Origin of the sequence: Pseudoalteromonas fenneropenaei (assembly GCF_042643375.1) — a bacterium.
Taxonomy (GTDB): domain Bacteria; phylum Pseudomonadota; class Gammaproteobacteria; order Enterobacterales; family Alteromonadaceae; genus Pseudoalteromonas; species Pseudoalteromonas fenneropenaei.
Genome location: NZ_JBHRSD010000002.1, coordinates 139,697 through 151,618 on the forward strand (window position 1 = coordinate 139,697; position 11,922 = coordinate 151,618).

Annotated in this window: 13 protein-coding genes; 11 read left to right on the forward strand and 2 right to left on the reverse strand. The window is 45.8% G+C overall.

What is annotated here, in order from left to right:
- Positions 1-233: 233 nt before the first annotated feature.
- The 10 genes from ACFOEE_RS01925 (at position 234) to ACFOEE_RS01970 (ending at position 10,012) form a co-directional block, all read left to right on the forward strand.
- A complete protein-coding gene (locus tag ACFOEE_RS01925; protein WP_377120368.1) occupies positions 234-1,412 on the forward strand; it encodes a thiolase family protein in 1,179 nt (392 codons plus the stop codon).
- An 84-nt stretch (positions 1,413-1,496) separates the two neighbouring features.
- Positions 1,497-2,987 carry a CoA-acylating methylmalonate-semialdehyde dehydrogenase gene (locus ACFOEE_RS01930; RefSeq protein WP_377120370.1) on the forward strand — a complete coding sequence of 497 codons (1,491 nt, stop codon included), beginning with the start codon at positions 1,497-1,499 and terminating at the stop codon, positions 2,985-2,987.
- Positions 2,988-3,208: 221 nt separating this feature from the next.
- Entirely contained in the window at positions 3,209-4,366 is a 1,158-nt protein-coding gene (locus ACFOEE_RS01935) for an acyl-CoA dehydrogenase family protein (RefSeq protein WP_377120677.1), read from the forward strand.
- Between the two features lie 10 nt (positions 4,367-4,376).
- Entirely contained in the window at positions 4,377-5,153 is a 777-nt protein-coding gene (locus ACFOEE_RS01940) for an enoyl-CoA hydratase (protein ID WP_377120372.1), read from the forward strand.
- Positions 5,153-6,289, forward strand: a complete 1,137-nt coding sequence (locus ACFOEE_RS01945) for an enoyl-CoA hydratase/isomerase family protein (protein WP_377120374.1) — start codon at positions 5,153-5,155, stop codon at positions 6,287-6,289. The genes ACFOEE_RS01940 and ACFOEE_RS01945 overlap by 1 nt, the downstream gene beginning before the upstream one ends.
- Before the next feature lie 9 nt (positions 6,290-6,298).
- Positions 6,299-7,186: a 3-hydroxyisobutyrate dehydrogenase gene (gene mmsB, locus ACFOEE_RS01950; protein WP_377120376.1), complete on the forward strand. Its 888-nt coding sequence runs from the start codon at positions 6,299-6,301 to the stop codon at positions 7,184-7,186.
- A gap of 2 nt (positions 7,187-7,188) precedes the next feature.
- Entirely contained in the window at positions 7,189-7,950 is a 762-nt protein-coding gene (locus ACFOEE_RS01955) for an SDR family oxidoreductase (protein ID WP_377120378.1), read from the forward strand.
- Positions 7,951-8,190: 240 nt separating this feature from the next.
- Positions 8,191-8,460: a hypothetical protein gene (locus tag ACFOEE_RS01960; RefSeq protein WP_377120380.1), complete on the forward strand. Its 270-nt coding sequence runs from the start codon at positions 8,191-8,193 to the stop codon at positions 8,458-8,460.
- A gap of 23 nt (positions 8,461-8,483) precedes the next feature.
- Positions 8,484-8,930, forward strand: a complete 447-nt coding sequence (locus tag ACFOEE_RS01965) for a GNAT family N-acetyltransferase (protein WP_377120382.1) — start codon at positions 8,484-8,486, stop codon at positions 8,928-8,930.
- Between the two features lie 26 nt (positions 8,931-8,956).
- Entirely contained in the window at positions 8,957-10,012 is a 1,056-nt protein-coding gene (locus tag ACFOEE_RS01970) for an NAD(P)H-dependent flavin oxidoreductase (protein ID WP_377120384.1), read from the forward strand.
- A 4-nt stretch (positions 10,013-10,016) separates the two neighbouring features.
- On the opposite strand, the gene ACFOEE_RS01975 is transcribed toward ACFOEE_RS01970, so the two are convergent.
- Entirely contained in the window at positions 10,017-10,439 is a 423-nt protein-coding gene (locus ACFOEE_RS01975; protein WP_377120386.1) for a hypothetical protein, read from the reverse strand.
- A gap of 251 nt (positions 10,440-10,690) precedes the next feature.
- Between ACFOEE_RS01975 and ACFOEE_RS01980 the strand changes: the two genes are divergently transcribed.
- Positions 10,691-11,602, forward strand: coding sequence for an AEC family transporter (locus ACFOEE_RS01980; protein ID WP_377120388.1), 912 nt, complete (start codon positions 10,691-10,693; stop codon positions 11,600-11,602).
- A 42-nt stretch (positions 11,603-11,644) separates the two neighbouring features.
- Here ACFOEE_RS01980 and ACFOEE_RS01985 read toward each other — a convergent pair whose 3' ends face one another.
- Complete coding sequence (locus tag ACFOEE_RS01985) at positions 11,645-11,893, reverse strand: DUF3862 domain-containing protein (protein WP_377120390.1); 249 nt, start codon at positions 11,891-11,893, stop codon at positions 11,645-11,647.
- Between the last annotated feature and the right edge of the window lie 29 nt (positions 11,894-11,922).

Below are 11,922 nucleotides of genomic sequence, written 5' to 3' on the forward strand. Positions count from 1 at the left end.
AGTTTACACTTAGGTTGAACGCGTTAGGGTTGATTTTAGATTTACGTTGGCGTAAACGTAAATATTAGGTATGCTCGAACTAACAATTCACGATTAGTTCGTACGCTGTTTGGCTAAGTGCTTAATTTTAATTCACTCCGGCGCTGCAACGAAGTTGTCATTCAACTCCCTCAGCATAGAGAAGTAAAGCATAATTTTCCCAAATAACAGCGTAACTATCTTAGGAGAGATAAATGAGTAACGATTCTGTAGTCATTGTAGCAGCAAAACGTACCCCTATGGGTGGCTTTATGGGCGCATTGTCGGATGCAAGCGCAACAGATTTAGGTGCGGTTGCGATTAAAAGCGCCGTTGCCCAAACTGGTCTTGCAAGCGATGCCATTGACGAAGTGATTATGGGCTGTGTGTTGCCGGCTGGTTTAGGTCAGGCTCCTGCGCGTCAAGCTATGTTACACGCTGGATTAGCCCGCTCAACAGGGGCGACCACCATTAACAAAGTGTGTGGTTCTGGCCTTAAAGCCGCAATGCTAGCAAACGATTTGATTAAAGCGGGCTCAATCAACTCTGCGGTGGTAGGTGGTATGGAAAGCATGACCAACTCCCCGTATGTGTTACCAAAAGCGCGCGCAGGCTTACGCATGGGCCATGGCGAAATCAAAGATCACATGATGATGGATGGTCTTGAAGATGCCTATGACAACAAAGCAATGGGTTGTTTTGCCCAAGCGACTGCTGACGAATACGGTATCACCCGTGAGCAAATGGATGAATTTGCCTTATCTTCATTAAATAAAGCCAATCATGCTATCGAAAGTGGTGCGTTTAAAAACGAAATCGAAGCGGTAACTCTGCAAACTCGTAAAGGTGAGTTAGTCATTGATACTGACGAGCAACCTGGTAATGCTCGTCCTGAAAAGATTCCTTCACTGCGTCCAGCATTTAAAAAGGACGGCACCATCACTGCAGCAAACTCATCATCCATTTCAGATGGTGCGGCTGCGTTAGTGTTAATGAGTGCAGCAGAAGCACAAAAACATGGTTTAACACCGCTGTGTAAAATTGTCGCCCATGCCACGCATTCACAAGCTCCAGCTGAGTTTACTGTCGCACCTGTGGGCGCAATGCAAAAAGTGCTAGACAAAGCAGGTTGGCAAAAAGACCAAGTAGACTTGTGGGAAATTAACGAAGCGTTTGCCATGGTCACTATGCTTGCCATCAATGAACTAGGTTTAGATAGCGCTAAAGTTAACGTTAATGGCGGTGCTTGTGCACTTGGTCACCCAATCGGTGCCAGTGGCGCACGTATTCTAGTCACTTTGATCCACGCTTTACGTAACCGTGGTTTGTCAAAGGGCGTTGCCTCACTGTGTATCGGTGGTGGCGAAGCAGTTGCCATGGCTATCGAAGTTTAATTAACGCAATACCAATCTAAAGGCGCTGCACTATAACAATACAACGCGGCGCCTTGTCATCAAGTTATCCGGGGAGGAGTGCTCATGCACCAAGTACCATTATACATCGGCGGCGAATTTACTCAGTCACAAACAGAGCAGTGGATTGACGTCGTAAATCCGGCAAATCAGGAAGTCATAGCAAAAGTGCCTTGTGCTACTGAAGCTGAAGTAAACGCCGCTATTGCATCCGCGGCAGATGCGTTCAAAACTTGGCGTCATGTGCCAGTGCCTGAGCGTGCGCGCATCATGATGAAGTACGCTGCGCTTTTAAAAGAGCATCAAGAAGAAATCGCGACTATTATTTGTCACGAACTTGGCAAAACTTTTGAAGATGCAAAAGGCGATGTATGGCGTGGTATTGAAGTGGTTGAACAAGCTGCTAATGCCCCAGCTATGATGATGGGCGAAACGGTAGAAAACGTCGCGCGCAATATCGATACTTATTCTTACATGCAACCACTTGGGGTGTGCGCAGGTATTACCCCATTTAACTTCCCAGCCATGATCCCACTTTGGATGTTCCCAATGGCGATTGTGTGTGGCAATACCTTTATATTGAAGCCGTCAGAGCAAGATCCGCTTACCCCGATGCGTTTAGTTGAACTGTTTGAAGAAGCGGGTGCACCTAAAGGCGTGCTGCAAGTGGTACATGGTACTAAAGCACAAGTTGATCAACTGTTAGAAGCACCAGAGATAAAAGCCATTTCTTTTGTGGGTTCTTGTAATGTCGGCCACTACATCTACAGCAAAGGCACCCAGCATAAAAAACGTGTGCAGGCATGTGTTGGTGCGAAAAACCACATGGTGATTATGCCTGATGCATCAAAAGCGCAAACCGTTAATAACCTCGTTGGTGCGTCGGTTGGTGCGGGTGGTCAACGTTGTATGGGTATTTCAGTAGCGGTATTTGTTGGCGCAGCAAAAGAATGGGTTGAAGACATTAAAAAAGGCTTTGAAAGTGTGCGCCCTGGGCTTTGGAACGACCCGCAAGCTGCCTATGGTCCGCAAACCACACCACAAGCAAAACAACGTATTTTGTCACTAATTCAAAGCGGTAAAGACGAAGGCGCAACTTGTTTAGTGGATGGGTCTAACTTCACTGTTGCGGGTTATGAATCTGGTAACTGGGTTGGCCCAACGTTATTTACTAACGTGACTGAAGATATGGCTATCTACAAAGAGGAAATTTTCGGCCCGGTACTAAGCTGCGTATTTGTTGACACGCTAGATGAAGCGATAGCGCTTATCAACCGTAACCCATACGGTAACGGTACTTCATTGTTCACCGCTAGTGGCGCCGCAGCGCGTAAATTCCAACAACAAATCGAAGTCGGTCAGGTGGGCATTAATATTCCAATTCCTGTGCCTTTACCTTTCTTCTCATTCACCGGTTGGAAAAACTCCTTCTACGGTGACCAACATACTTATGGTAAGCAAGGTGTGCGTTTTTACACAGAAACTAAAACGGTTACCGCGCGTTGGTTCGATGATGAGGTCGTCACTGGCCCAAATATGAGTATTAACCTACGTTAATTTATACGCTGAGGGCGACTTTGGGTCGCCCTTAAACAGTGTTTATACCCACATTACTTGGTGTTGTAGGTAAGTAAGCTCATCCCCATGAGCATAGATATCCTAGGTGATTGGGGGAAAGTAGCGAACACCGCTGCAACTTAAAGTAGGAAGGGTATAGCAAGCGAAAATAATAATTAGGTGGCGTTAGCTACCACATGACAACAGCAGAAGAGGTTCGTATGAACTTTGATATGACCGAAGATCAAAAAGCATTCGCCGAAACGGCATACCAATTTGCCATGACTGAGCTGGCACCTAACGCAGCGAAGTGGGATCAAGAACATATTTTTCCAAAAGACGTGATAAAAAAAGCTGGTGAACTCGGTTTTTGTGGTTTGTATACCCCAGAAGAAGCCGGTGGCCTTGGTTTATCTCGTCTCGATTCAAGCATTATTTTCGAACAGCTGTCGATGGGCTGTACGGCCACTACGGCAATGCTAACCATTCATAATATGGCAACTTGGATGATTGCGAGCTTTGCAACCGAAGAAACCAAAGCAGAATATATGGATAGCTTAGTGATGGGGGAGTTGCTTGCCTCCTACTGTTTAACTGAGCCAGGTTCAGGCTCTGATGCTGCTTCATTAAAAACCAAAGCGGTTAAAGACGGCAACGAATACGTGCTAAACGGTTCAAAAATGTTTATCTCTGGTGCCGGTGAAACCGACGTGTTGGTGGTAATGGTACGTACCGGTGAAGACGGTCCAAAAGGGATTTCCGCAGTTGTTGTGCCAGCCAATGCACCGGGGGTGATTTATGGCAAAGCGGAAGAAAAAATGGGTTGGAACGCTCAGCCAACTCGCTTAGTTACGTTTGAAAATGTACGCATTCCAGTTAGCAATTTGCTTGGTGAAGAAGGTGAAGGGTTCAAGTTTGCCATGATGGGCCTTGATGGTGGTCGTATTAATATTGCCACTTGCTCATTAGGCACTGCCCAGCAAGCACTTAATACTGCCATCAATTATATGCAAGAGCGCCAGCAATTCGGCAAGCCGCTCGCGGCCTTCCAAGCACTGCAGTTTAAAGTAGCGGATATGAATACCGAATTAGTCGCGGCAAGGCAAATGGTGCGTTTAGCTGCTTATAAACTAGATAGCCAAGACCCTGAAAAAACCACTTACTGCGCGATGGCAAAACGTTTTGCTACCGATGTGGGTTTTAAAGTCTGTGACGATGCGTTGCAGATCCACGGTGGCTATGGCTACATTAAAGAATATCCGTTAGAGCGTCATTTCCGTGATGTTCGTGTCCATCAAATTCTTGAAGGCACCAATGAAATTATGCGCGTGATCATCGCACGTCGTATTTTGGCCGAAGGCGCAGCCGCCGTACTGTAAGGAGATTACTATGTCAGCTCAATTAAAACTTGAAACACAAGGTCATATCGCTGTTGTGACGATGTCGAATCCACCTGCCAATACTTGGACGCGCGACACTTTGGTGGGCTTAAAACATTTAGTGCAAGAACTAAACAGTGACAAAAGCATTTATGCCTTAGTGATTACCGGCGAAGGCGAGAAGTTTTTCTCGGCAGGGGCCGACTTAAATGTTTTTGCCAGCGGCGATAAAGGTGTTGCGGCCGATATGTCGCGCGTTTTTGGTGAAGCATTTGAAACGCTGAGCAGTTTCCGTGGTGTTTCTATCAGCGCTATCAATGGCTACGCCATGGGTGGTGGCTTAGAAGTGGCACTGGCTTGTGATATTCGTATTGCCGAAGAGCAAGCGCAAATGGCGTTACCGGAAGCCAAAGTTGGCTTGTTACCCTGCGCGGGTGGTACACAAAACCTCGCTTGGTTGGTTGGAGAGGGTTGGGCCAAGCGAATGATTTTGTGCGGTGAGCGCCTCACTGCTGCAAAAGCATTAGAAATCGGCTTAGTGGAAGAGGTTGTTGCTAAAGGTGAAGGTTTATCTGCAGCACTGGCACTGGCAGAAAAAGTGGCGGAGCAAAGCCCTGTAGCTGTCACAGCCTGTAAAACCTTAATTCAAAAAGGCCGTACAGGGACTATCGACAGCGCCTTACCGTTAGAGCGTGAGCTATTTGTCACTCTGTTTGATACGCAAGACCAAAAAGAGGGCGTGAACGCCTTTTTAGAAAAACGCAAAGCAAATTGGGTGAATGGCTAATGACCGCACTACAGCTACTCAATACACCTGATGCCCCTGTGGTGTTTGAAGTAGCGCATTGTGACAATGGTATGCAGGTGGCGTTTGCCACCTTAAATGCACCAAAGGCACTGAATGCGCTAAATCTTGAGATGATCAGAGCCTTAGCACCGCAGCTGAGTGTTTGGGCGAATGATGACAACATTGCCATGGTGGTGTTAAAAGGCGCAGGCGAAAAAGCATTTTGCGCAGGCGGCGATGTAGTGAGCTTGTATAAAGCCATGCACAGCGGCGACCCAGAAAACTACATTGAAACGTTTTTCAGTGAAGAATATCGCCTCGATTATCAAATCCATTGCTACGAAAAGCCTATTCTGCTCTGGGGTAATGGCATCATCATGGGCGGCGGCCTTGGACTGATGGCGGGCGCGAGCCACAAAGTGGTTACTGAAAGCGCGCGCATTGCGATGCCAGAAATCACCATCGGTTTATACCCAGATGTAGGTGGCAGTTATTTCCTCAATAAAATGCCAACAGGTGTAGGGCTATTTTTAGGCCTTACTGGTGCGTCAATTAATGCGAAAGATGCTCACCTTGTAGGTTTGGGCGACTACTTTGTCGACGCTGCCAAATTTGATGAGCTGCTCATTGGCTTAACTAAAACCAAGTTTGGTAAAACGGTGGCTCTTAATCATGAAAAGTTGAGTCAATTGTTACAACAGCTCGACAATGCTTCAGGCAAACCGCCAAAGAGCGAGTTAAAGCCATTATTACCTCAGTTAGCTGAAATGGCAGCGTTACCTAGCTTAGCCGCGCAAGTGGATTATATTTTGAGTTTGAATAGTGAAAATAAATGGCTAGCTCGTGCGCAGGCGTCGTTACAGCACGGCTCGCCATTAAGCGCGGTACTTATTAGCGAGCAGCTCAAACGCAGTGCGGGTAAGACTCTAAAAACCTGTTTTATGCAGGAGCTCGGCATGTCGGTGCAATGTGGCAAATTTGGTGAATTCCAAGAAGGGGTTCGCGCGCTGTTAATCGATAAAGACGGCGCACCTGCATGGCGTTATGCGGCTTTGTCTGCGGTAGAGCCAGCAATTGTTGAAAGTTTTTTTGCAGCGCAGTGGGATGATAAAACACATCCACTCGCTTCGCTTTAGGAGCAAAACATGGCAAAAATAGGATTTATTGGCCTAGGTAATATGGGCGGCCCAATGGCAGCCAATTTGTTAAAAGCGGGTCATCAAGTCACGGTATTTGATTTGTCCGAAGCAGCTATGGCTGATTTAGCGAGCAAAGGTGCGCAATTAGCAGATAAAGTCAGCGCGGTATGTACCGGTGCTGATTTTGTGGTTAGCATGTTACCTGCAGGCAAGCATGTACGCGCTATCTACACAGGTGAAGATGGTTTAGTGAATTATCTTGAACCACAGACATTAGTGATTGATTCTTCGACTATAGATGCAGAATCTGCGCAGTTTGTGGGCAAAGCACTCGCAGCAGCAGGTATTGCGTTTGTTGATGCGCCAGTTTCTGGTGGAGTAGCAGGCGCAGCGGCTGGTACTTTGACTTTTATCGTCGGCGGCAGTGATGAGCACTTTGTAAAAGCAAAAACCATTTTAACCAACATGGGTAAAAACATTTTCCATGCGGGTAATATTGGCGCCGGCCAAGTGGCGAAGATCTGTAACAATATGCTGTTATCAATATTAATGGCAGGCACCAGCGAAGCACTGCAACTTGGGATAGATCATGGTCTTGACCCGAAAGTTTTAAGTGAGATCATGTTGGCTAGTTCTGGGCGCAACTGGACATTGGAAGTGTACAACCCATGCCCGAATGTGCAGGACAATGTGCCATCCACAAATGGGTATAAGCCGGGCTTTATGGTCGACCTAATGGCAAAAGATCTTGGACTTGCTCAACAGGCGGCACAACAAACAAACTCGGCAACCCCACTTGGTGCGCTGGCAAAGAATCTTTATAACCTGATGCAAAATCAAGGCAAAGGGAGCGAAGATTTCAGCGCTATCTTTAAACTCTATTCAGAGAAGTAACGATGGACATTAAAAATAGAACGGTAGTTATTACTGGTGGCGCTCAGGGTTTAGGTTTTGCGATGGCAACGGCGATGGCGAAACAAGGCGCTAACCTTGCCCTTATTGACATGCAAGAAGCTGTTTTGGCTGACGCTAAAACGGCGTTAAGCGAGTTTGATATTGCAGTAAAAACCTATGTCGCCAACGTGAGTGTTGAGGCTGAAGTTGAAAACGTCTTTAACCAAATCCAAGCTGATTTCGGCGGTATTGCGGTGCTTATCAATAACGCAGGCATTTTGCGTGATGGCATGTTGCTGAAATTTAAAGACGGTCAAATTACTGACAAAATGTCTTTACAGCAATTCCAATCTGTCATTGATGTGAACCTCACTGGGGTCTTCCTGTGCGGCCGTGAAGCTGCCATCAAGATGGTAGAAGGCGGGCAAGGCGGTGTTATCATCAATATGTCGAGCGTCGCGCGTGCGGGCAATATGGGGCAAACGAATTATTCTGCTGCCAAAGCAGGTGTGGTTGCCATGACCACCAGTTGGGCAAAAGAGCTTGGCCGCTATGGCATTCGTGTTGGTGCTATTGCCCCAGGGGTTATTCGTACTGCCATGACAGATGCCATGAAGCCAGAAGCGAAGCAACGTTTGGTGGCAATGAAACCAGTTGGCCGTTTAGGTGAAGCGGAAGAAATCGCCCATACTGCAAAATATATTATCGAAAATGATTTTTTCACCGGTCGAGTGATTGAAATCGACGGTGGTATTCGTTTGTAATCGCAAGCTTTAATCAAGAAAGCGCCCTCGAGGCGCTTTTTTATTGGCTGCGGTGCTAAGAATGGAATAGATATCAAAAAGGCCCGTATGTCGTGAAAAAGAATAGCGTTTATTCAAAGCGATAGATATTGAAATGTAAACGATTAAGGGTCAGTATGTCATGTTCCTTTTTTGCGTAATCAAAACGCTTTGGTAACGCCAAACCGATTTAACACTTTTTATTTTTATTAAGGATGACAAATGAATAAAAATGAACAACAAACTACTGAGCTTGAGAAAGAGTTTAAGAAGCTTGGCTATATTGATGCAATTCCTATGACGATGTTTGGTCTCGCGCTCCATGCTAAATTCAGTGATGGCAATCCTGTGTTTGAGTTTTTGCGCGATGACACAACCGTGAACCTGATGTTGCTTTTCAGTGTTCCTATCATATTGTGGGTGATGTACCGCTCTTTTCAATTAGTGAGGGAGCATAAAAAGGCGGTGCAAGCGGCGCAAAAGCGCCAGTAAAATAAGATCTAAAAGGACAAACAATGACGCTGGCCCAAGAACAAGGGTTTGTTATTAGTGACGATAAAGCCCTGCTTAATATTGATAAAGTTTATCGCTTTTTGACGGAGCATAGTACGTGGGCTTTGGGTATTCCAAAGGTTACAGTCGAGACTGCAATTGCTAACTCGGTTTGTCTCGCGGCTTATCTAGGCGACGAACAAATCGCATTTTGCCGTATAATTACTGACCACGCGACTTTTGCCAATTTAGTGGATGTTATCGTTTGGCCTGAGTATCGAGGTTTAGGGGTCTCAAAAATGCTAATGAAAGCCGTGCTTGGTCACCCAAGTATAACCGGCGTAAGACGTTTTACTTTAGCAACCTCAAATGCCCATGGGCTATATCGTCAGTTTGGTTTCACTGCGCTCAGTAAACCAGATACGTTTATGGAAATTTATAACCCAGCCATTTATACCCAACTTGGCTAAGGTTCAAAATTTATAAGGAAATCGTCATGTCAGCAGCGAGTTATTTGCAACTAATTAATACGCGCTATCCCATTATTCAAGCTCCGATGGCAGGAGTACAAGATAGTCGTTTGGCGCTTGCTGTAACACGAGCCGGCGGGCTTGGTTCAGTGCCGTGTGGTATGCTTGATGCGGCCCAAGTGCGTGCTGAAATTGCTAAACTGCGTGCTGCCGATGCGGCAATTTACAACCTTAACTTTTTTTGCCATACCTTACCTGAGCTAGATTGGAACGTCCAAGCCCGTTGGTTGCAAAGATTACAGCCTTACTTTGCTGAATTAGAGCTTGAATTTGACCCTCAACAGTTAGGGGCGCTGCGTTTACCTTTTGATCACCAGATGGCAGATGCGATTGCTGAATTTGCACCGCCCGTCATGAGCTTTCATTTTGGCTTGCCTGATGCCCAGTTACTGCAGCGCGTTAAACAATGGGGCGCAGTGGTGATGGCTTCGGCTACTACAAAAGCAGAAGGAATGTGGTTGCAACAACATGGTGCCGATATTGTGATTGCCCAAGGGGCGGAGGCCGGTGGGCATCGTGGGATGTTTTTAAATTTAGATGTGACCGAACAACCTAGTACATCTCATTTATTGGCAGAGCTGTGTAGTGTGTTAGATGTCCCCGTGGTTGCAGCGGGTGGTATTGCTGATATGGAACAAATTCACACAATGATGCAATCTGGAGCATCGGCGGTGCAAATTGGTACTGCCTATTTATTGTGTGACGAGGCGATTACTACGCCGCTTCATCGCGATGCGCTAATGAGCGGTCCACACCAGCAAACTGAACTGACCAACTTATTTTCTGGACGACCCGCTCGAGGTATCGCGAACCGCTTAATGAGAGATTTAGGTAATTTGCATCAAGATGCGCCGCCTTTTCCGTATGCAGCTATTGCTATTAATCAGCTACGTAAGGCCGCTGAAGCTAAGGGACGTGCGGATTTTACACCACTGTGGAGCGGACAAAATCGCACAGGGTGTAAAGCGATTTCTGCTTATGAACTCACCTTTGAATTTGCTCAGGCATTCTCAATTAGCTAATAGTTTACGCTAATACACTCATTAAAATGCCGGGATCGTCAATACCGGCATTTTTAAGTGCCTCTTGCACATCTTGCGTCAACGCGATGTATTCAGCCGATAACTGCGTTAATTGCTGCGATTTTTGCTGAAGTAATTCCATTTTCAACTCTTCGTTTAACTCAGTGTTCTGGCGAATTTTTTCGAGTTCTACTTTAAATAAGCGAATTTGTTCTTTAATTTCATCTATCCGCTCAAGCATTTTCTTGATCCCCGGTGGTAAGTTATCGTACTTATCGCTTTTTGAGGCTTGGTTTTCCACAGCAGTGTTTTGGCGCATATCAACATGCAACGGCTGTTGACTTTGCGAGGGAGGAGTAACGGCTGTAGCGCGTTCGTCTCGGTTAGTGCCTATAGTGACAAACTTTTGCATCGCATTAATATTCATCTTTTACGTTCCTGTACTTCGTTGCGCCGAGAAAGTATCCCTTATATCGGCACAAAACTTAAGAGCTTTAGCTGTTACTAAGGTTTACAGGGCGGATAAAGATCTCCTTTGATGCCTATGTGCGTACGAGTTTGTAGAGTCTATTAGCGTTTTGGGGAAGGTCGTTTAATGTTGACGCTCTGCCTTAGTCGAATAGCGTTTTTAAGTAAGTTTAAGTAGAGTGATTACTTTATTACTGAGCTTCAGCGGTTATGGAAAATTTCGTTCTGATTATTGCCTATTTGATTATAGGTTTTGGCCTTCGGCGTGTGCCGCAAATTCCTCAAGAAACGGGTTTAGTGTTTAATCAGTATGTGTTGGTTGTCGCTTTACCTGCGCTGGTGTTTTTAAAAATTCCAACGGTTCATTTTTCAACAGAGTTACTGTTACCAGCGCTTGTGCCTTGGCTTATTTTAACTGTCGTGGCAGGTTTAGTATTCGCGGCAAGTAAAATCTGGCAGTGGTCACGCGAAGTAACAGCGGCATTATTAATTGCCTTGCCACTTGGCAATACCTCGTTTCTCGGTTTTCCTATGGTGGAAGCCTTTTTTGGCAGCGAAGGCTTACCTGTTGCAATTATTTATGACCAAGCTGGCTCTTTTATCGCGCTTGCTACCTATTCAACGATACTCGCGGCACTTTACGGTGGCAATGGTAATAAACCAAGCGCTACACAGATGCTAAAGCGAATTGCCACATTTCCGTCTTTTATTGCGCTGATATTGGCTTTTTGCTTAAAAGGCTGGAGTTATCCGCCAATTTTGACACAACTACTAGAGTCTTTAGCGGCTACTTTAGTGCCTGTCATTATGATTGCAGTTGGCTTCCAGTTTAGGTTTCGTCTTGACGCGGCGGAGGTAAAACCGCTGCTATTTGCACTGCCAGTCAAATTGCTGTTAATGCCTTTAATCGCGCTGGCAATTTTAATGTGCTTTGAGGTTTCGCCGTTAGTATTCAAAGTGACGGTATTTGAGGCAGCAATGCCGGTTATGATTTCAGCGGGTGCCATTGCCATTGCTGCGGGTCTTGCGCCAAAAATGGTGTCTAGTCTGGTTGCTATTGGCTTAGTAATGAGTTTTGTGACTTTGCCAATGTGGGCTTGGGTTTTAGCACAGTTGCATTAGATAAGGAAGGGCTCGAAAGAGCCCTCACCAGCAAGAGACAGCTTATTCAATACCTTTTTTGCTGTAAATAGTGACTTTATCTGACACTAAAGTGATTTTAATATGCTTATCTTCACCGCCCCACATACATGCTGTGTGTAACGTTTTCTCTTCACATTTATCAGCACTGCCTAAGATCTGCTCAACTTCAGCTTTGTCCATACCTACTTTGATCTTGTTGTAATTCTCCATGTTCACTTTTGAACATGCAGTAAGACCTAGCGCAAGCGTTAAAATAGCGAGTTTTTTCATGGTTTTCCCCTTTAGGACCCGATTATTGG

Coding starts and splice junctions, on each gene's coding strand:
- ACFOEE_RS01925 (WP_377120368.1), top strand. CDS start 234: ATGAGTAACGATTCTGTAGTCATTGTAGCAGCAAAACGTACCCCTATG.
- ACFOEE_RS01930 (WP_377120370.1), top strand. CDS start 1,497: ATGCACCAAGTACCATTATACATCGGCGGCGAATTTACTCAGTCACAA.
- ACFOEE_RS01935 (WP_377120677.1), top strand. CDS start 3,209: ATGAACTTTGATATGACCGAAGATCAAAAAGCATTCGCCGAAACGGCA.
- ACFOEE_RS01940 (WP_377120372.1), top strand. CDS start 4,377: ATGTCAGCTCAATTAAAACTTGAAACACAAGGTCATATCGCTGTTGTG.
- ACFOEE_RS01945 (WP_377120374.1), top strand. CDS start 5,153: ATGACCGCACTACAGCTACTCAATACACCTGATGCCCCTGTGGTGTTT.
- mmsB (WP_377120376.1), top strand. CDS start 6,299: ATGGCAAAAATAGGATTTATTGGCCTAGGTAATATGGGCGGCCCAATG.
- ACFOEE_RS01955 (WP_377120378.1), top strand. CDS start 7,189: ATGGACATTAAAAATAGAACGGTAGTTATTACTGGTGGCGCTCAGGGT.
- ACFOEE_RS01960 (WP_377120380.1), top strand. CDS start 8,191: ATGAATAAAAATGAACAACAAACTACTGAGCTTGAGAAAGAGTTTAAG.
- ACFOEE_RS01965 (WP_377120382.1), top strand. CDS start 8,484: ATGACGCTGGCCCAAGAACAAGGGTTTGTTATTAGTGACGATAAAGCC.
- ACFOEE_RS01970 (WP_377120384.1), top strand. CDS start 8,957: ATGTCAGCAGCGAGTTATTTGCAACTAATTAATACGCGCTATCCCATT.
- ACFOEE_RS01975 (WP_377120386.1), bottom strand. CDS start 10,439: ATGAATATTAATGCGATGCAAAAGTTTGTCACTATAGGCACTAACCGA.
- ACFOEE_RS01980 (WP_377120388.1), top strand. CDS start 10,691: ATGGAAAATTTCGTTCTGATTATTGCCTATTTGATTATAGGTTTTGGC.
- ACFOEE_RS01985 (WP_377120390.1), bottom strand. CDS start 11,893: ATGAAAAAACTCGCTATTTTAACGCTTGCGCTAGGTCTTACTGCATGT.